Source organism: Streptomyces sp. DvalAA-14, assembly GCF_900091855.1.
In the GTDB taxonomy this organism is placed as follows: Bacteria; Actinomycetota; Actinomycetes; order Streptomycetales; family Streptomycetaceae; genus Actinacidiphila.
Genome location: NZ_FMCH01000273.1, coordinates 1 through 18,255, shown reverse-complemented (window position 1 = coordinate 18,255; position 18,255 = coordinate 1). Strand labels below are relative to the sequence as shown.

Below are 18,255 nucleotides of genomic sequence, written 5' to 3'. Positions count from 1 at the left end.
AACTGGTCTCAGTGGACTGTCGCGCGCATGGCGGCAGGCCATCGGCCTCGTCCACGTCTTCCCTAGTCCAGAGGCTTCTCGAACCACGCCACATCGTGATAGATCCCGAACTTCCGGCCGACCTCTTCGTACACGCCGACCTGCCGGAATCCGAAGCGGCAATGAATACGCACGGATGCAGCGTTAGGGAGAGTGACACCCGCGTAGGCACGATGTACGTCCACGCCCCTGAGCGCCTCGAAAAGCCTCGTGTAGAGCAATGTGCCGATCCCGCGGCCGCCGGCGCCCCGTGCGAGGTAGATGCTCGTCTCGACCGAGGTTGCGTACGACGCCCTTGGCCGGAAGGGGCTGCTGGTCGCGTATCCGAGGACCTGGCCGCCCGAACCGGGGGCGCGGGCAACCAAAAGACGGTGGGGTCCGTCTTCCGGGTGGGAGAGCAGCCACGGTCGGCGCTCGTCGGGGGTCACGGGGGTTACGTCAAAGGTGACGGCCGTCTCACGGATGTAGTGGTTGTAGATATCGGTGAGTGCGCCCAGATCTGCCTCTTTGCCGGGGCTGACCTGCACATTCATACGACCCGACATCACATGGCCTCTCTATGTGGCGGGACAGGGTACTGCATGATCATAAAAAATAGGTGACGACATGGGAATTGTGTCCGGATTCCAGTCGTTATTCAGATCGGACGGGGCAACCGGAAGGCGTGAGCCGCGAGGGTGCAAGCCCGAGCAGCGGCCCCATCCCACCGAGACCGACCGCACTTTCGTAAGGGAGCTCGCATGGCAACCCGTGCCGTCGCCCGTCGTAACTCCGGCGGGACCAGCAGCGTTCGCGCCGCAGGCGGGGAAGTCGCCGATCGCGACCTCGTCGGCATGTACCTGGACGAGATCGCGCGCACTCCGCTGCTCGACGCCGCCAGGGAGGTCGAGCTGTCCCGGGACATCGAAGCGGGCGTCTACGCCGAACGCATACTCGCAACCGACACCGACCTGCCCGCCACAGCGGGAGGCGACGCCCAGCGCGAGGAACTCCAGGCACTTGTCGACGCAGGAGAGCGGGCCAAGGACATCTTCATCCGCTCCAACCTCCGCCTGGTGGTGGCAGTCGCCCGTCGCTACCCGCGCAGCGGCCTTCCGTTGCTCGACCTGATCCAGGAGGGGAACGCGGGCTTGGTCCGCGCCGTCGAGAAGTTCGACTACGCAAAGGGCTTCAAGTTCTCCACCTACGCGACCTGGTGGATCCGTCAGGCCATCACCCGGTCCATCGCGGACCAGTCCCGCACCATCCGGCTGCCCGTCCACCTCGTTGAGGAGCTCGGACGTATCCGGCGCGTACAGCGCGAATTCAACCGTGAGCACGGCCGCGACGCCGAGCCCGCGGAGGTGGCCGCCGAACTCGACTCCACTCCGGAGCGCGTGATCGACGTCCTGGACTGGGCCCGCGACCCCGTGTCGCTGAACATGTCGGTCGACGCCGAGGGCGAGACCGAGTTCGGCGACCTGGTGGAGGACGGCGCCGCGCCGTCCCCCGAGGACTCCGTTCTGGTCATGCTGCGCCGCGAGGAACTCGACGGCCTCATCGACCGGCTCGATGACCGCACCGCCTCGATCATCCGCGCCCGCTATGGCATCGTGGACGGGCGTGAGCGCACGCTTACCGAGGTCGGCAAGGAACACGGCCTCACCCGCGAGCGCATCCGTCAGATCGAGAAGCACGCCCTGGCCGATCTCAAGCGCATGGCGCGAGCGACCGGCCTGGACTACGAAGCGGCCTGACCGGCAGCCCAGAACCGGCGGCCTCCCGCCAGGGAAGCCGCCCCATAGACCCGGACCTCGGCGCCATCCCCCCCGCGCCGGGGTCCGGCTTGTGTGCTGCACGTGTATCCGCCGCGGGATGAGACCCTGCCTCCTATGCCCATGAGCGACGAAACCGCAGGCGGCGGAGCCGACACGACCCCATCGCATCCCGAAGAGCCGCACCGTGAAGCGCTGGGGACCCGACTGAACTGGCTGCGGGCCGGCGTTCTCGGCGCCAATGACGGGGTGGTGTCGACCGCTGGCCTCGTCGTCGGGGTCGCCGGCGCGACCGACTCGCGATCCGCACTGCTCACCGCGGGTCTCGCCGGACTGCTGGCCGGCTCCCTGTCCATGGCAGCCGGGGAGTACGTCTCGGTCAGCACCCAGCGCGACTCGGAGCAGGCAGCCCTTGCCCTGGAACGGGAAGAGCTCGCCGCCACCCCGCAGGCCGAACTCGACGAACTGACCCGGCTTCTCCAGAACCAGGGCATCAGCGAAGATCTCGCCCGGGAAGTCGCCGAACAGCTCACCGCCCGCGACGCACTGGCCGCCCATGCCCGCGTCGAACTCGGCATCGATCCCGAGGAACTGGCGAACCCCTGGCATGCGACCTTGGCCAGTTTCATCTCCTTCACTCTTGGGGCGCTGCTGCCCCTGCTGGCCATCGTCCTCCCGCCCCACGAGTGGCGGCTGCCCATCACCGTGGTCTCGGTTGTCGCCGCGCTGGTCGCCTGTGGCTGGGGCAGTGCCCGCCTGGGCGGCGCGCCCGCGCGCCCGGCCATCGCCCGCAACGCGGCGGGCGGGGCCATCGCCATGGCCGTCACCTATGCCGTCGGCGCTCTCCTCGGCGCCAGCGGCGTCTGAGCCGCAGCAATCAGCCACGCGGCAGCCGGAACCACGGGCAGAGGTCGCTTTGGGACGGAGCGGCTCCGGCGCAGGCCCCGGCCGCGTCGATCGCCGTCGTCTCAGCGGTGCTGAACTCGACCGGCGGACGGCTCACCCAGCGTGCCCCCGGTCAGGAAGCACTCCACCCGTTCCAAATACGGCCTGATGTCGATGCCCTGTGCGGCAAGCCAGTCGTCCGAGTAGTACTTCTCCACGTATCGCTCACCGGGATCGCACAGTAGGCCGACCACGCTGCCGCGCTCACCGCGGCTCCTCATCTCGGAGATGATCCGGAAGGCCGCCCACAGCCCGGTCCCGGTGGACGCGCCCGCCCGGCGCCCCAGCAGACGTTCCAGCACGCGGACGCACGCGATCGAGGCCGCGTCCGGGACCCGCATCATCCGGTCGACGGCGCCCGGTACGAAGCTCGGCTCCACCCGCTGGCGGCCGATGCCCTCGATCCGTGATCCGGTGTCCGTGGTCGCTGCTGGATCGTTGTCCCGCCACCCCGGGAAGAACGCCGAATTCTCCGGATCGGCGACGCAGATCCCGGTGGTCGCCTGCGCGTACCGGACGTAGCGGGCCAGCGTCGCCGAAGTCCCCCCGGTTCCCGCCGTCGTGACGATCCACGACGGGACGGGATGGGGCTCCGCCGACATCTGCCGGAAGATCGACTCCGCGATGTTGTTGTTGCCCCGCCAGTCCGTCGCCCGCTCCGCGTACGTGAACTGGTCCATGTAGTGGCCGCCCGTCTCCCTGGCCAGCCGGGTCGCCGTCTCGTAGACCTGCTGCGGATTGTCCACCAGATGGCACCGGCCGCCCTGGAACTCGATCAGCTCCACCTTCGCCCGCACTGTTCCACGTGCCATCACGGCCACAAAGGGGACACCGATCAGCCGGGCGAAGTAGGCCTCCGAAACGGCCGTAGACCCGCTGGATGCCTCGATCACCGGGGACCCGGGGCGGATCCACCCGTTGCACAGCGCGTACAGGAAGAGCGACCGGGCCAGGCGATGCTTCAACGAGCCGGTCGGATGCGTCGACTCGTCCTTCAGATAGAGGTCGACGCCCCAGTCCGCCGGGAGCGGAACTGACAGCAAATGGGTATCGGCCGACCTGTTCGCGTCGGCATGGACCTTCCCCACAGCCTCGCTCAACCAGCGACGGTACGCGGGGTCGCTTCGGTCGATGTCCAGTTCCTGAGCGGTTTCTGGCGCCGCTGCGAGGGGCGGTGTCGGCTCGGGTGTCCTCATGCGGCCAGGTATATCCGGCCGACCGCCTCAAACGGGCACTTGGGGACTCTCCGTCGACCCGCTTGGACGGGGACGGCTCTCCGGGTACGCGCGGATCGCCGTAAGCTGAGGGAATGAGCATCGCCCCCGACTCCGAGAGCGCGTCCGGTCCCGGGCGGGCAGATGGCACGCCGCCCGGGGAGTCCGGCACCGAGGGCGCCACCTCCGACGCATCGGCCGTAGAGCCTTCCGGAGGAACGAGCGGTGCATCCGGCCAGCTCGTCTTCGACGATCCGTTCGACCGCCCGTCTTCTGACGACTCCGACGGAGGCTGGGGTGGTTCGTTCTCCGGCACCGCAGAGGACGACTTCACGCGGTTCCTCAACGAGAAGCCGCCCCACCACCTCTGAAGCCGCTCTGCTTCCCGCCGGGCCCGAGGGACCGCGGCGTCCGCTCGGTCGCTCAGCGACAGGTCGACGGACCAGCGTGGTCCTTCGTACCGAATCCGGCGAGCCGGTTGGCCGCAACGTCGGATACGCAGTTCCTTGTGGCGGTGACTGCAGTGCTTGCCCTCTCCAGGATGACGCGCTCTCGCAAGCCCCGCACCAGGCCGGCTTCGCTCGTGACGGTGATCCGCTTCATGGCGATCGCCTGATGCCTGGGCGTCGAGATGGCGCGTCACCTCGTCCGCTGCGGTAAGTGGCCCCGGTGTCCGGTCGGGCTCTTTGAGGGCATGATTCAGCACAATGTCACCGCCAGGGGTGTGGACATGGCGGCGCCCGAGAGCGAGGCGGCCGTACGACGCGGCACGGCAAGGACGATCAGTGCGCCCCCTGGACCTGCTCCGTCCGGTACGGCGCTGGTGGCCGGCCGCGGCAAGGACGATTCGGGTAGGGCGACCACCCTGACGCCCGACGCGACTACCCGGGTGCCGGCCAGGACGTCCACGTGATCACCCGGGTGCAGGAGGCCGGCGACGGCCGCGTCAGCGATCCGGACGGGAGCCCGTACGAGAGTTTCGGGCGGCACGGAGCGCGCCACGGTTGTCGCAGAACCGCGGGAAACGGCCCGGGGATGGCGAGGAGCCGCGCCGTGGGCAGCGGAAGCGGCCAGCGCCGCCGCGGCGACCAGCAGGCCGACAGCCAGCGCCTTGCGCCTGCGTCGGACGGCCCGGCGCAGCAATCGCCTGCCGCCACGGCCGCCCGCATGGATGGGCGGAAAGGAAGGTACCGCGCATCTGGGCGGGGTGAAGGGCTCCGGTACACCGGGCGGGCCGGAATCGGCGTCACGGGAGACGTCCTCGGACGGGAGGAGCGGCCTCGGGGAGGACGAGAACTGCCCGGGAAGAGAAAGCATGGTGAAGCACCCGCCTGACGTGGATGGGGCCGGCCGCGAACCGGTCGACCCACCCACCATCGCGCATGTGCCCGACATCGCCCCGAAGCCCTGTGGATAACCGAGCGGTTGTGGAAAACCCGGCCACCCGTACGAATGAGTGGGGGGTTGTGCGGTTGCTCGCAAGGGAATGCGCGGCGGCTGTCGGCACTGGCTGGGCACGAGCCTTTTGTGCCACTACGGCAGGACGATGCCCGGCTCCTGGCCACCGAGCGGGTTCGTGCACAGGCAGTCCCGCTCGCTGTTGTCCGGCAGTGTGCGGATGATCTCGAACAGCACGTCGCGCATCCTGCTGATGTTGGCGGCGAAGACCTCGAGTACCTCTTCGTGCGACACGCCCTCGCCGGTGTCCGCACCGGCATCCAGGTCGGTCACCAGATTCAGCGATGTGTAGCAGAGAGCCAGCTCACGGGCGAGGACCGCCTCGGGATGACCGGTCATACCGACCACCGACCATCCTTGTGCCGCGTGCCACAGCGACTCGGCCCGGGTGGAGAAGCGCGGTCCTTCGACCACGACGAGCGTCCCGCCGTCCACTGCCTCCCAGCCGTCGGCGTCTGCCGAGGCCACGGCCGTCCGCCGTCCGACGGGGCAGTACGGGTCGGCGAATGTCGCATGGACCACGTTGGGCGTCTGGCCGTCGGCGCGGGTCTCGCCGTCGAAGTACGACTGGGCGCGCGACTTCGTACGGTCCACGAGCTGATCCGGTACGAGCAGCGTCCCGGGGCCGTATTCCGCGCGCAGGCCACCGACAGCACAAGGTCCGAGCACCTGGCGGGCGCCGACGGAAGCGAGGGCCCAGAGATTGGCGCGGTAGTTGATCTTGTGTGGCGGCAGATGGTGCTTGCGGCCGTGCCGGGGCAGGAAGGCGACCCGCCGCCCGGTGACCTCACCCAGGAACAGCGAGTCACTGGGCGGACCATAGGGGGTGTCGACCATGACTTCCGTCACGTCGTCGAGAAAGGAGTAGAACCCCGATCCGCCGATGACGCCGATCTCCGCCCGCGCTTGCGTCCCACCATCGCTCCGCATCATGGCGATCACCCTATTCGGGGCCGGGAAAGACCACGAACCCCCGCCGCGGAAACGGTGGGGGTCGGTGGGAACTTCGGCCGCCTGGACGAGTGCCGAAGCTGTGGTCAGGCCGCCGAGGTGCTGCTCGACGACGGGGTGGCGGCGGACGACGAGCCACCGGTCGATGATCCGCTCGACGACGAACCAGACGACGAACTGCTCGATGACGAGCTGCCGCTGTCGGAGGACTTGTTGTCCGAACCGGCGCTGCTCTTTGCTGCGGGCGCGGTGCTCGTCGATGAGCCGCGGCTGTCGGTCCGGTAGAAGCCGGACCCCTTGAAGACCACGCCCACCGCCGAGAAGACCTTGCGCAGGCGTCCCGCGCAGTTGGGGCACACCGTCAGCGCGTCGTCGCTGAACTTCTGCACCGCCTCAAGGGCCTCGCCGCACTCGGTGCACTGGTACTGGTACGTCGGCACTTGTTCCTCCTGGCACTCTCACTCATTGAGTGCTAACGACGCTCAATAGTGCAGTATTTCCCGCCGTCAGTCCACCACGACCGGCGGACGGTGACTGATCACACCCTGTGCGACCGTTTGGCGCGGGTGGGCAACCAGCCGCCCGTGCATCCAGGCGAGGACCGCGAGCGCCGTCGCGGTACCGGCCAGCGGCACGGTGAAACCCGCATCCGATCCCCATCGATCCGCCAGCAGACCGGCCGCGGTCACCGCCACCGCCTGACCGAACGCGACCGCTCCGGTCAGCCAGGTGAACGCCTCGGTCCGGGTCGATGCCGGGGCGAGGGTGTTCACCAGCGTGTAGCCGGTGATGAGGGCCGGCGCGATGCACAGTCCTACCGCCAGGCCCAGCAGACCCAGCGGCGCCGCGGCGCGCACCGTCCACAGCGGCACGCAGGCCAGCGTGAGGGCTGAATAGGCCGCGAGCAGCCGCGTGCGCGGGCTTCGGCGCCAGGAGACCGCACCGTAGACGATGCCGGCGAGCATGTTGCCGGCGGCGAATGTTCCGTAAAGCACACCGTTCATTCCGGGCTGGCCGATCTCGTCGGTGAACGCAGTCAGTGACACCTGCATCCCGCCGAAGACCGCGCCGATGCCGAGGAAAGCGACAGCGAGGGCGCGGACTCCGGGCACGGACAGCGCGGAGGCGGCCCGGGCATCAGCGGCGGACACCGCCCGGTGGGGGACGGGGACAGAGCTGCGACGGGTCGCGAAGAGCATTCCGCCGACCAGGGTCAGCGCGGCTTCGGTGATGAGTCCGGCGGCCGGATGGACCCCGGTGCACAGCGCGGTCGCCAGCACCGGACCGATCACGAAAGTGAACTCGTCGGTCACCGACTCGAAGGCCGCGGCGGTCGTCAGCAAGGCCGACGAGGATCCGCGGAGCGCGACGGCCCAGCGCGAACGCACCATGGGGCCGACCTGCGGGACAGTCGCGCCTGCGGGTACGGCGGCAGCGAACAGCGTCCAGGTCGGGGCGTGCGCGAGGGCCAGTACGACAAGTCCGATGACGGAACCGGCGTGCAGCAGCACACCGGGGAGCAGGACGGCCCGCTGCCCGAAGCGGTCGGCGAGCCGGCCGCCGCGAGGCGCGCACAGGGCCATGGACGCCCCGGTGACGGCCGCGACGGCGCCGGCCGCGCCGTAGGAGCCGGTGGTGTGCTCGACGAGCAGCACCAGACTGATGGTGAGCATCGCGAAGGGTTGGCGAGCGGCGAAGCCAGGAAGCAGGAACGTCCAGGCGCCCTGCGTACCCAGCAGCTCCCGGTAGCCGGATTTCGCGCGCGCGGGATGCCTCGGCGCACGGGAGGGTGGAGTGGGCAACGTGGCTGCCACAGGATGAAGCTTTCCGCCGTCTGGTAGTGCGTGCGCGTCGAGGGGCGCGGTCGCACCGAGGGCCGTCCGCTCAGCGCGGTTCACCGCGCCGGCCCTGCGTCAGACAGATGTTGCAGTCGACAATGACCTGATCATCATACGTAGTGACGTGGCTCTCCCACGTCACTACGGGCTCCGGCCCCGCGTCACGCGCCTCCGAGCCACCCCGCGAGCTTGCCGCCACGTCCAACCGCCCGCAGTCGTTCCTCGGCGGCGTCCCGCACGGGGTCGGTGGTTACGACGAGCAGTTCGTCGCCTTGTCGCAGGACTGTCGACGGCAGCGGTACGAAGCTGGCGCCGCTGCGTACCACCAGCGTGACGCCCGCCCCTGCGGGCAGCCGCAATTCGGTGACCTCCACACCGTGCATCCGTGAGCCCTGCGGGATGGCGACCGAAAGCAGATGCCCCTGGAGGCGCTCCAGCGGCGCGGATTCGATGCCGAGGTCGGCGGCGTCCGTCTCGTCGCCGTCGGCGAGTTTGAGTGACCTCGCCACCCATGGCAGCGTCGGTCCCTGCACCAAGGTGTAGATGATCACCAGTACGAAGACGATATTGAAGATGCGCTTACTGTCCGCGACCCCGGCGACCACCGGGATTGTCGCCAGCACGATCGGTACCGCACCACGCAGCCCCGCCCAGGACAGCAGCGCCTGCTCCCGCCAGGGGATGCGGAACGGCAACAGGCTGGCGACCACGGACGCCGGGCGGGCGACCAGGGTGAGGAAAAGTCCGATGACAATGGCGGGAAGGATGTCGTCACCCAGTTCATGCGGCGTGACCAGAAGACCCAATAGTACGAACAATCCGATTTGTGCGATCCAGCCGAGGCCCTCGGCGAAGCCCCGAGTGGCGGGACGGTGCGGGAGTTTGGCGTTCCCGAGGACGAGCGAGGCGATATAGACGGCGAGGAAGCCGGAGCCGTGCACCATGGCCCCTGCCGCGTAGGCGGTCACCGCGATCGCCATCACGGCGATCGGATAGAGACCCGAGGCGGGCAAGGCCAGTCGTTTGAGCCCGTAGGCACCTATCCAGCCGACCGCGATGCCGATGCCGGCCCCGATCGTGAGCTCCAGGGCGATCTCGCCGAGCAGCCTGTACCAGTGCTCGACCGGTCCCGCGGTCGAGAAGGCCGCCACCAGGATCACCACCGGAGCGTCGTTGAACCCCGATTCGGCCTCCAGCACGCCTGTCACCCGCTTGGGCAGCGAAACGTTCCGCAGTACGGAGAAGACCGCGGCCGCGTCCGTGGACGACACCACCGCTCCGATGATCAGCGCCTGCCGCCAGTCCAGCCCCACGAGGTAGTGTCCGGCGCCGGCGGTGATGAAGACGCTCAGCAGTAGGCCGAAGGTGGACAGCACCGAAGCGGCCGGCAGCACCGGTTTGATCTCGTGCCACTTCGTGCCGAGTCCGCCCTCGGCGAGGATCACCACGAGGGCGGCGTATCCGAGCACTTGGGTGAGCTGAACGTCGTCGAAGGTGAAGCCGAACAGGCCGTCCTGGCCGATCGCGACACCGATGCCGAGGTAGATGAGCAGGGTCGGCAGGCCGCTGCGCGAGGCGAGTCGCACGGCCACGACCGCGACCAGGAGGACCGCGGCGCCGATCAGGAGGATCTCGTTGAGGTGGTGAACAGTCAGGGGCCTGATCCTTTCAACTTCATTGCCTTAGCTAACATTTTACCTGCCCTTGACTATTCCCGGCTCGCGGCCCCATCACCCAGATGCCGCGTCCGGGGTCCCCAGGCTGTGCGCCTATGGTTGCCCTTGCACAACGAGCATTGATCACCCGGTCCGCCCTGCCCCCTCGAAGGACAGCGATGCCCGCACGGAAGAAATCTCGCCGCGTACGCCTGGTCGTGATCGCGATCGTGTTGATGCTGGTGGCGGGTATCGGATACGGGTCGTACTGGGGCGTCAGCACCGTACGCGCCTCCTTCCCGCAGACGACGGGTTCGTTGCAGCTCAAGGGCCTGTCGGGGCCAGTCGACGTCAAACGCGACGCCAACGGCATCCCGCAGATCTACGCCGACACCTCCGCGGACCTCTTCCGCGCCCAGGGGTACGTGCAGGCGCAGGACCGCTTCTACGAGATGGACGTCCGCCGCCATCTCACCTCCGGCCGGCTGTCGGAGATGTTCGGCAAGAGCCAGGTGGAGACCGACGCCTTCCTGCGCACCCTCGACTGGCAGGGCGTCGCGCAGAAGGAATGGGACACCGAGCTCGACGCCACCACCAAGGCATACCTGCAGGCATACACCGACGGCGTGAACGAGTACCTGAAGGACCACAGCGGCGCGGCGATCTCACTGGAGTACGCGGCGCTGTCGTTCAGCAACAACTACAAGCCGCAGCCGTGGTCGCCCATCGACTCGGTCGCCTGGCTCAAGGCGATGGCCTGGGACCTGCGCGGCAACATGCAGGACGAGATCGACCGCGCCCTGATGACCAGTCGCCTCAGCCAGGCGCAGATCAAGCAGCTGTACCCGGCGTATCCGTATGATCGCAATCTTCCGATTGTCCAGGCCGGGACCGTTGACAAGACCACCGGACAATACGAGCCCGCGGACTCGAGCCAGCCACAGGACCTGAACACCACGGTGGACGCGCAGCTCTCCGGCATCAGTCAGATCGTCGACCAGATGCCGGCTCTGCTCGGGCCCTCGGGCAGCGGCATCGGCTCCAATTCATGGGTGATCGGCGGCAAGTACACGACCACCGGGAAGCCGCTGCTCGCCAACGATCCGCACCTGGCGCCCCAGTTGCCCTCGCTCTGGTACCAGATGGGTCTGCACTGCCGGACCGTGAGCAAGGCCTGCCCGTTCGACGTCGTCGGCTACACCTTCTCCGGAATGCCGGGCGTCGTCATCGGCCACAACCAGAGCATCGCCTGGGGTATGACCAACCTCGGTGCGGACACCACCGACCTCTTCCTGGAGAAGGTCACCGCCAACACCTATCTCCACAACGGCAGGCAGGTGCCGTTCATCACCCGCAAGGAGACCATCAAGGTCGCCGGCGGGAAGGCTCGTACGATTACCGTTCGAGAGACCCAGGACGACGGTCCGATCATCTCCGACCGCAGCGACGAGATCAGCGACGTCGGGAAGACCGCACCCGTCACCGACCCACCGGGTGGCGTCAACAGCGGTTACGCGGTCGCCCTGAAGTGGACGGCGCTCACTCCTTCGAAGACGATGGACGCGGTCTTCGAACTGGACCGGGCGACCAACTTCAAGGAGTTCCAGGCCGCCGCGAAGAACTTCGCCGCGCCGTCGCAGAATCTGATCTACGCGGACACCAAGGGGCACATCGGCTACCAGGCGTCGGGCCAGATCCCGATCCGTCCCAAGGGCGACGACGGCACCTACCCGGTGCCCGGCTGGAACTCCCAGTACGAGTGGGCCAAGAACCCCATCCCGTTCAAGTCGATGCCGTACGAATACGATCCGAAGATCGGCTACATCGTCACCGCCAACCAGGCCGTGATCGATCAGGACAAATATCCCTATCTTCTGACGGAGGACTGGGGTTACGGCACCCGCAGTCAGCGGATAAACTCCCTGATCGCGGACAAGACCAAGGACAACGGCAAGATCTCCATGGACGACATGCAGTCCATGCAGAACGACGACGACAGCGAGATCGCCAGACTCCTGGTGCCGTACCTGCAGAAGATCGACATCAAGGGCGACAAGGGCGGCTACGTACGACAGGCGCAACAGCTGCTCGACGGATGGGACTACAAACAGGATTCCGACTCGGCAGCGGCGGCGTACTTCAACGCCGTGTGGCGCAATGTGCTGAAACTCGCCTTCGGCAACAAGCTGCCCAAGGAGTTGCGCCCCAAGGGTCAGTGCCTGCGCGTGCTGCCCGTCGGCCAGACCGGCCCCGTCGACAACCTGGACGGCAAGAACCCGACCGTCGAGGAGTGCGGCGAGCGCGATCTCGCCGAAGCGCAGCCGGACGGCGGCGACCGGTGGTTCGAGGTCGTCGACGACATACTGAAGAACCCCAACAGCCCCTGGTGGACGATGTCCACGACGGCCTTCTTCAGCTCCGACCCGGACAAGTCCCACCACAGCACCCGCGACCAGCTCCTCGCGCAGGCCATGAAGGACGCCCGCTACGAGCTGACCGCCAAGCTCGGCAAGGACATAGACACCTGGAGCTGGGGACGGCTGCACAAGCTGGAGCTGAAGAACCAGACGCTCGGCACCGACGGCCCCAGCGTCGTCAAGTGGATGCTCAACCGGGGCCCGTGGCAGCTCAGCGGCGGTGAGGCGGCCGTCGACGCCAGCGGCTGGAACGCCGCGGGCGGGTACGACGTCGACTGGGTCCCGTCGATGCGGATGATCGTCAACCTCGACGACTTCGACAAGTCCCGCTGGATCAACCTCACCGGCGCGTCGGGGCACGCCTACGACGCCCACTACACGGACCAGACCGCCAAATGGGCGGCCGGAGAACTCCTGCCCTGGTACTTCTCCGACAGCGCGGTGGACAAGGCCGCGAAGGCGAAGATGGTGCTGACTCCATAAGCCGGGGGCCTGTGAGCGCCTGCGGCTGTCGCCCCAGGGTCCGAGCGGCGGTTATCGGAGGAATCTCCGTACGCCGTCGGGGGTCATCGCGGCATCCACGAGGTGGTCGTGCGGTTCGCGGGGGACCGCTTCGACCACCTCGTGCCCGTAGAGCACCACGACGAGCGCCGGCCGCGTTTCCGCCGCCTCCAGGCGCGCCAGGACGCGGTCGTACGAGCCACCACCGCGCCCCAGCCGGACGCCTCGGCTGTCGACGGCGAGGCCGGGCAGCAGGACGGTGCGGGCCTGGGTCACGGCGAGCGGGCCGAGACGGGGGCCGGTGGGTTCCAGCAGGCCCCGCGAGGTCCGCTCGAGGTCCGCTCGGCCGCCGTATTCGGCCCAGTCCAGATCGTTGTCCGGCAGCAGGACGGGCAGCAGTACCCGGGTGCCGGATTCCCGCAGCCTGTCGATCAGATCGCGGGTGCCGGGCTCGGTGCCCGTGGACACATAGGCGGCCACGGTTCCCCGCGCGGCGGCGGACGGCAGGTCGTCTGCCCTCTCGGCCAGCGCCGCTTGCCCGGCTCGGAGTTCCTCGGTGGTCAACCCGCGCCTTGCCCTCAGGTGACGCGCCCGCAGTTCCTTCTTATGCGCACGGACTTCGCTCATATCATGCACAAACGTCACCTATCAGCCGCAATCAATCGATTCTTCACCTTCCGCACATAAGCGCCCGCTATGGTGCACGGCATGACACATACGCGTACCGGGATCACCAAGGCTGTCATCCCCGCGGCGGGTCTGGGGACCCGGTTCCTGCCGGCCACCAAGGCGACGCCGAAGGAGATGCTGCCGGTGGTGGACAAGCCAGCTATTCAGTATGTAGTGGAGGAGGCGGTCGCGGCAGGCTTGTCCGATGTTCTGATGATCACGGGTCGGAACAAGCGTCCGCTGGAGGACCACTTCGACCGCAACTACGAGCTGGAGGAAGCGCTCACCCGCAAGGGTGACGCGTCGCGGCTCGCACGGGTGCGGGAGTCGAGTGATCTGGCCACGATGCACTACGTGCGACAGGGGGCTCCCAAAGGGCTGGGCCACGCGGTGTTGTGTGCCGAGCCGCACGTGGGGGACGAGCCGTTCGCGGTACTCCTGGGTGACGACCTGATCGACCCGCGTGACCCGCTGCTGGCCCGGATGACGGAAGTACAGGGGCAGTACGGAGGCAGCGTGGTCGCACTGATGGCGGTGGACCCGGCACAGATCCACCTGTACGGCTCGGCGGCGATAATCCCCACCGATGAGGACGACGTGGTGCAGGTCACGGGTCTGGTGGAGAAACCGGACAGGGACCAGGCGCCGTCGTCGTTCGCCGTGATCGGCCGGTATGTACTGGATCCGGGCGTGTTCGAGGTGCTGCGCAAGACCGCGCCGGGCCGGGGCGGGGAGATCCAGCTGACCGACGCACTGCGGGTACTGGCGGAGCGGGATGATGAAGGGGGTCCGGTGCACGGCGTGGTCTTCACCGGCCGCCGCTACGACACGGGCGACCGCGGGGACTACCTGCGGGCGATCGTGCGGCTGGCGTGCGAGCGCGAGGACCTCGGCCCGGAATTCCGTACCTGGCTGCGCGGCTACGTCACCGAGGAGATGCACGAGTGAGTCACGGCGACCGCCTATGGACCGTCACCGAACATCTGGAAAGCATCCTGGGGCAACTCGCCCCGCTCGACCCGATCGAGCTGCCGCTGCTCGACGCCCAGGGGTGCGTACTGGTCGACGACGTCACGGTGCCGGTCGCGCTGCCGCCGTTCGAGAACAGCTCCATGGACGGCTACGCGGTGCGGATCGCCGACACCAAGGCCGCGACGGCGGAGCACCCCGCGGTGCTCGGCGTGGTCGGCGATGTCGCGGCCGGCCGCGGCGACCTGCCGACCGTTGGTCCCGGCCAGGCCGCAAGGATCATGACCGGCGCGCCGATCCCGCCCGGCGCCGAGGCCGTCGTCCCGGTCGAATGGACGGACGGCGGCGCCGGCGGCGGACCGGCGAGCACCATGGCTCCGCACAGCGTGGACCCCTCGGGCGCGGCCGGTGAAGTGCGGGTCCACCGGCCGGCGGAGGCAGGGCTGTTCGTCCGGGCCCGGGGCAGCGACGCGACAGCCGGTGAACTGGCCCTGGCCGCGGGTACGGTGCTCGGGCCGCCGCAGATCGGGCTGCTGGCCGCTATCGGCCGCGGCACGGTCACTGTCAGGCCGCGGCCCCGGGTGGTGGTGCTGTCCACCGGCAGCGAACTCGTCCAGCCCGACGAGGCACTCGGCCCGGGCCGTATCCACGACTCCAACAGCTTCGCCCTCACCGCCGCCGCGCGGGCGGCGGGAGCCATCGCGTACCGGGTCGGGGCGGTCACCGACGAGGTCGAGACGCTCCGGGCCGCCATTGAGGACCAATTGATCCGCGCGGATGTGGTCGTGACCAGTGGGGGTGTCAGCGTCGGCGCCTACGACGTGGTCAAGGAGGCGCTGTCGTCGCTCGGCGACTCCTTCGGGGACGACGCGCGGAGTGCCGCCGGACACGTGGAGTTTCGCAAGCTGGCCATGCAGCCCGGTAAGCCGCAGGGCTTCGGCCGGATCGGCCCCGCGCGTACCCCGTTGCTGGCACTGCCCGGTAATCCGGTGAGCGCGTATGTGTCCTTCGAGCTGTTCGTACGACCGGTGATCCGGACGCTGATGGGCTTGAGTGACGTTCATCGGGAAGTCGTACGGGCCGCCTGCGTCACGGCGATCGACAGCTCACCCGAAGGAAGACGCCAGTTTCTGCGCGGGCACTACGATCGTCTGACCGGAACGGTCACTCCTGTGGGTGGCGCCGGTTCGCACCTGGTCAAGGCACTCGCTTACGCCGACGCGCTGATTGTCGTACCGGAGGCGGTCACCTCGATCGAGGCGGGCGAGGAAGTCGACGTGGTTCTGCTGGACTAGCCGCGCGCTCGCCGGCCTGCGGGCCAGCCGTCCCTACCTGGGCCCGTGCCGGTACGGTGTCTGCCTCAGAGACCGCACCGGGAGAATGATGAGCAGCGCCCAGCAGCACCTCACCCACCTCGACGAGGCAGGCGCGGCCCGCATGGTCGACGTGTCCGCCAAGGACGTCACCGCGCGCACGGCGCGCGCCACCGGGCGGGTCCTGGTCGCGCCGCGTGTCATCGAACTGCTGCGGGGCGGGGGCGTCCCCAAGGGCGACGCCCTCGCCACCGCGCGGATCGCCGGAATCATGGGTGCCAAGCGCACCCCGGACCTGATTCCGCTGTGCCATCCCCTGGCCGTCTCGGGGGTGACCGTGGACCTGGAGGTCACCGACGACGCGGTCGCTATCACCGCGACGGTGCGGACCACCGACCGAACCGGTGTGGAGATGGAGGCGCTGACCGCGGTCAGTGTCGCCGCGCTGGCCCTGGTGGACATGGTCAAGGCCGTCGACAAGGGTGCGGTCATCACCGATGTCCGTGTCGAGGAGAAGACCGGCGGCGCGTCCGGCGACTGGCACCGGTCGTGACGGCCGCCGCGCTGCGGGCGCTCGCCGTGACCGCTTCCAACCGGGCCGCCGCCGGCGTGTATGAGGATCGCGGCGGCCCGTTGATCGTCGCCGCGCTGGAGGAACTGGGTTTCGCGGTGGACGGCCCCCGGGTGGTGGAGGACGGTGAGCCGCTGGGCCAGGTGCTGCGGGATGCGGTGGCCGAGGGGTACGACCTGGTGGTCACCACCGGTGGGACGGGGATCTCGCCGACCGATCGCACGCCGGAGGTCACCCGCGCGGTCCTGGACTACGAGGTCCCCGGCATCGCGGAAGCGATCCGCGCCGCGGGCCGCGAGAAGGTGCCCACCGCCGCCTTGTCACGTGGCGTGGCGGGGGTCGGCGGCCGCACGCTCGTGGTGAACCTCCCTGGTTCGACCGGCGGGGTGAAGGACGGTTTGGCGGTGCTCGCGTCACTGGTCGTACATGCGGTTGATCAGATTCGGGGCGGCGATCATCCGAATAGTCGGCCGTATGACCACGCGGGCGAGCCCGACGCTGGGCAAGCGGGCGACCGATCGCCCGGCGCATCACCCGACCGATCGCATGACCGGAAGAATGATCATCAGAGTTCCGTCCCTGGGAGACCGAGCTGAACGGGTCCTGGCCGGTTGAGTTGGTGGAAGGTGACGTCACCCTCCGCCCGATCCGGGTGCGTGACCAGCGCGCCTGGCGCGAGGTGAATCGCCGGAACCGCGACTGGCTGCGGCCGTGGGAGGCCACGGTGCCCCCCGCCCCGCCCGGTCATATCGCGCAACGTCCGACATATCGTCAGATGGTTCGCCATCTGCGCAGTGAGGCGCACGCGGGGCGCATGCTGCCGTTCGTCATCGAGTACCAGGGTCGCCTGGCCGGTCAACTCACCGTCGCGGGAATCACCTGGGGCTCGATGTGCTCGGCGCACATCGGTTACTGGGTCGACGAGGCGGTGGCCGGCCGGGGCGTGATGCCCACTTCGGTGGCACTGGCGGTCGACCACTGCTTCCACCGGGTCGGCCTGCACCGGATCGAAGTGTGCATTCGCCCCGAGAACGCACCGAGTCGGCGCGTGGCCGAAAAGCTCGGCTTCCGGGAAGAAGGGCTTCGCCCTCGCTATCTCCATATCGACGGAGGATGGCGTGATCATCTTGTCTACGCCCTGACCGCCGAGGAAGTACCCGACGGCTTGCTGCACCGCTGGCGACAGGCGAGGCCCGCACCCGGCACGTCACAGAAATAAAACTATTGTTCGAAAATGATGCCAATCCTAAGAAAATCTCGGCATATGAGCCGGATCGTGCGACACACCGGGCTGAATTGCGTATGGCGTGTCGCGATCACCCCTACCGTGTAGGACGTGAGCAGTAGCGGCCTCATCTACGCAGTCATCGTCGGGGCCTGGGCTGCCTACTTGGTGCCGATGTGGCTCCGTAGGCAGGACGAGCTCAACGAAGCGCGTCCGACCGAACGCTTCAGCACCGCCATCCGGCTCCTGTCCGGGCGCGCGGCAATGGAGCGGCGGGTCGCGAAGGCGCGAGGTGAGGGCGTCGATCCCACGGCCGACGTAAGTGAACTCGAGGACGACACCGGCCTGGTGGGCCCGGTGGACGTCCGGGGCCTCGCCGTGCCCGCGACCGAGGTGCGCCGCCCCGCCGCCCGGCCGGTCGGCGCTTCGGCGCCGGCATCCGGCTCGCCTGCCGCTCCCGCGCCCGGCAGTCCGCGCGCAAAGGTACTGGCGCGCCGCCGCCGCACCACCACGATGCTGTTCTTCGTCTTCACCATCGGCGCGATCGTGGCAGCCGTCGGCGGGGTGGCGCTGCTGTGGGTGCCGGCCGTCCCCGCCGTGCTGCTGACCTTCTACATCGGGCAGATGCGCCGCCAGGAGCGCCGCCGGTACGAGGTGCGGCTCGACCAGCGGGGCGCCGTCGAGGCCGCGCGCCGGCTGCGGGCCCGCTCCGAGGCGTCCGCCGCCGCGACCGACC

17 protein-coding genes and 1 pseudogene are annotated in these 18,255 nt (G+C 68.6%); 11 read left to right on the top strand and 7 right to left on the bottom strand.

From position 1 onward, the window contains the following. Positions 1-62: 62 nt before the first annotated feature. Complete coding sequence (locus GA0115240_RS14025) at positions 63-584, bottom strand: GNAT family N-acetyltransferase (RefSeq protein ID WP_093737030.1); 522 nt, start codon at positions 582-584, stop codon at positions 63-65. Positions 585-779: 195 nt separating this feature from the next. Here GA0115240_RS14025 and GA0115240_RS14020 point away from each other — a divergent pair, with 195 nt between their 5' ends. Next, a complete protein-coding gene (locus GA0115240_RS14020) occupies positions 780-1,775 on the top strand; it encodes a sigma-70 family RNA polymerase sigma factor (RefSeq protein ID WP_093737004.1) in 996 nt (331 codons plus the stop codon). 141 nt (positions 1,776-1,916) lie between these two features. After that, entirely contained in the window at positions 1,917-2,660 is a 744-nt protein-coding gene (locus tag GA0115240_RS14015; RefSeq protein ID WP_093737003.1) for a VIT1/CCC1 transporter family protein, read from the top strand. Positions 2,661-2,761: 101 nt separating this feature from the next. Here the strand turns inward: GA0115240_RS14015 and GA0115240_RS14010 are convergent, their stop codons facing one another. Continuing rightward, complete coding sequence (locus GA0115240_RS14010; protein WP_093737002.1) at positions 2,762-3,934, bottom strand: PLP-dependent cysteine synthase family protein; 1,173 nt, start codon at positions 3,932-3,934, stop codon at positions 2,762-2,764. A gap of 113 nt (positions 3,935-4,047) precedes the next feature. Here GA0115240_RS14010 and GA0115240_RS35580 point away from each other — a divergent pair, with 113 nt between their 5' ends. Together GA0115240_RS35580 and GA0115240_RS36875 are read left to right on the top strand one after the other, a co-directional pair. Further along, positions 4,048-4,323, top strand: a complete 276-nt coding sequence (locus GA0115240_RS35580) for a hypothetical protein (RefSeq protein ID WP_107407143.1) — start codon at positions 4,048-4,050, stop codon at positions 4,321-4,323. Positions 4,324-4,646: 323 nt separating this feature from the next. Next, positions 4,647-4,865: a hypothetical protein gene (locus GA0115240_RS36875; RefSeq protein WP_161302205.1), complete on the top strand. Its 219-nt coding sequence runs from the start codon at positions 4,647-4,649 to the stop codon at positions 4,863-4,865. Between the two features lie 620 nt (positions 4,866-5,485). Here GA0115240_RS36875 and GA0115240_RS13995 read toward each other — a convergent pair. The 4 genes from GA0115240_RS13995 to GA0115240_RS13980 all read right to left on the bottom strand — a co-directional run bounded on the left by GA0115240_RS13995 (position 5,486) and on the right by GA0115240_RS13980 (position 9,854). After that, positions 5,486-6,343 carry an S-methyl-5'-thioadenosine phosphorylase gene (locus tag GA0115240_RS13995; RefSeq protein WP_237554859.1) on the bottom strand — a complete coding sequence of 286 codons (858 nt, stop codon included), beginning with the start codon at positions 6,341-6,343 and terminating at the stop codon, positions 5,486-5,488. A gap of 104 nt (positions 6,344-6,447) precedes the next feature. Continuing rightward, positions 6,448-6,801 carry an FmdB family zinc ribbon protein gene (locus GA0115240_RS13990; protein ID WP_093737001.1) on the bottom strand — a complete coding sequence of 118 codons (354 nt, stop codon included), beginning with the start codon at positions 6,799-6,801 and terminating at the stop codon, positions 6,448-6,450. Positions 6,802-6,867: 66 nt separating this feature from the next. Beyond that, positions 6,868-8,175, bottom strand: a complete 1,308-nt coding sequence (locus tag GA0115240_RS13985; protein WP_370673336.1) for an MFS transporter — start codon at positions 8,173-8,175, stop codon at positions 6,868-6,870. Positions 8,176-8,360: 185 nt separating this feature from the next. Continuing rightward, positions 8,361-9,854 carry a potassium/proton antiporter gene (locus tag GA0115240_RS13980; RefSeq protein ID WP_093736999.1) on the bottom strand — a complete coding sequence of 498 codons (1,494 nt, stop codon included), beginning with the start codon at positions 9,852-9,854 and terminating at the stop codon, positions 8,361-8,363. A 179-nt stretch (positions 9,855-10,033) separates the two neighbouring features. Between GA0115240_RS13980 and GA0115240_RS13975 the strand changes: the two genes are divergently transcribed. Then, a complete protein-coding gene (locus GA0115240_RS13975) occupies positions 10,034-12,754 on the top strand; it encodes a penicillin acylase family protein (protein WP_176725071.1) in 2,721 nt (906 codons plus the stop codon). A 51-nt stretch (positions 12,755-12,805) separates the two neighbouring features. On the opposite strand, the gene GA0115240_RS13970 is transcribed toward GA0115240_RS13975, so the two are convergent. Next, entirely contained in the window at positions 12,806-13,399 is a 594-nt protein-coding gene (locus tag GA0115240_RS13970; protein ID WP_093736998.1) for a 5-formyltetrahydrofolate cyclo-ligase, read from the bottom strand. 81 nt (positions 13,400-13,480) lie between these two features. On the opposite strand from GA0115240_RS13970, the gene galU reads away from it, so the two are divergent. From galU to GA0115240_RS13940, 6 genes and pseudogenes are all read left to right on the top strand, one after another. Beyond that, on the top strand, positions 13,481-14,389 hold the full coding sequence (gene galU / locus GA0115240_RS13965; protein WP_093737027.1) for a UTP--glucose-1-phosphate uridylyltransferase GalU: 909 nt from the start codon (positions 13,481-13,483) through the stop codon (positions 14,387-14,389). Next, entirely contained in the window at positions 14,386-15,705 is a 1,320-nt protein-coding gene (gene glp, locus GA0115240_RS13960) for a molybdotransferase-like divisome protein Glp (RefSeq protein WP_256069802.1), read from the top strand. Before galU ends, glp begins: the two co-directional genes overlap by 4 nt. Before the next feature lie 88 nt (positions 15,706-15,793). Beyond that, complete coding sequence (gene moaC, locus GA0115240_RS13955; RefSeq protein WP_093736997.1) at positions 15,794-16,276, top strand: cyclic pyranopterin monophosphate synthase MoaC; 483 nt, start codon at positions 15,794-15,796, stop codon at positions 16,274-16,276. 11 nt (positions 16,277-16,287) lie between these two features. Next, on the top strand, positions 16,288-16,890 hold the full coding sequence (locus tag GA0115240_RS13950; RefSeq protein ID WP_176725072.1) for a MogA/MoaB family molybdenum cofactor biosynthesis protein: 603 nt from the start codon (positions 16,288-16,290) through the stop codon (positions 16,888-16,890). Then, complete coding sequence (locus GA0115240_RS13945) at positions 16,887-17,513, top strand: GNAT family N-acetyltransferase (RefSeq protein ID WP_093736995.1); 627 nt, start codon at positions 16,887-16,889, stop codon at positions 17,511-17,513. Before GA0115240_RS13950 ends, GA0115240_RS13945 begins: the two co-directional genes overlap by 4 nt. 117 nt (positions 17,514-17,630) lie before the next feature. Next, positions 17,631-18,255 (top strand): annotated as a pseudogene (locus tag GA0115240_RS13940) (hypothetical protein); the annotation flags it as partial.

Coding starts and splice junctions, on each gene's coding strand:
- moaC (WP_093736997.1), top strand. CDS start 15,794: ATGAGCAGCGCCCAGCAGCACCTCACCCACCTCGACGAGGCAGGCGCG.
- GA0115240_RS14025 (WP_093737030.1), bottom strand. CDS start 584: ATGTCGGGTCGTATGAATGTGCAGGTCAGCCCCGGCAAAGAGGCAGAT.
- GA0115240_RS35580 (WP_107407143.1), top strand. CDS start 4,048: ATGAGCATCGCCCCCGACTCCGAGAGCGCGTCCGGTCCCGGGCGGGCA.
- GA0115240_RS14010 (WP_093737002.1), bottom strand. CDS start 3,934: ATGAGGACACCCGAGCCGACACCGCCCCTCGCAGCGGCGCCAGAAACC.
- GA0115240_RS14020 (WP_093737004.1), top strand. CDS start 780: ATGGCAACCCGTGCCGTCGCCCGTCGTAACTCCGGCGGGACCAGCAGC.
- galU (WP_093737027.1), top strand. CDS start 13,481: ATGACACATACGCGTACCGGGATCACCAAGGCTGTCATCCCCGCGGCG.
- GA0115240_RS36875 (WP_161302205.1), top strand. CDS start 4,647: ATGATTCAGCACAATGTCACCGCCAGGGGTGTGGACATGGCGGCGCCC.
- GA0115240_RS13975 (WP_176725071.1), top strand. CDS start 10,034: ATGCCCGCACGGAAGAAATCTCGCCGCGTACGCCTGGTCGTGATCGCG.
- GA0115240_RS13995 (WP_237554859.1), bottom strand. CDS start 6,343: ATGATGCGGAGCGATGGTGGGACGCAAGCGCGGGCGGAGATCGGCGTC.
- GA0115240_RS13970 (WP_093736998.1), bottom strand. CDS start 13,399: ATGAGCGAAGTCCGTGCGCATAAGAAGGAACTGCGGGCGCGTCACCTG.
- GA0115240_RS14015 (WP_093737003.1), top strand. CDS start 1,917: ATGAGCGACGAAACCGCAGGCGGCGGAGCCGACACGACCCCATCGCAT.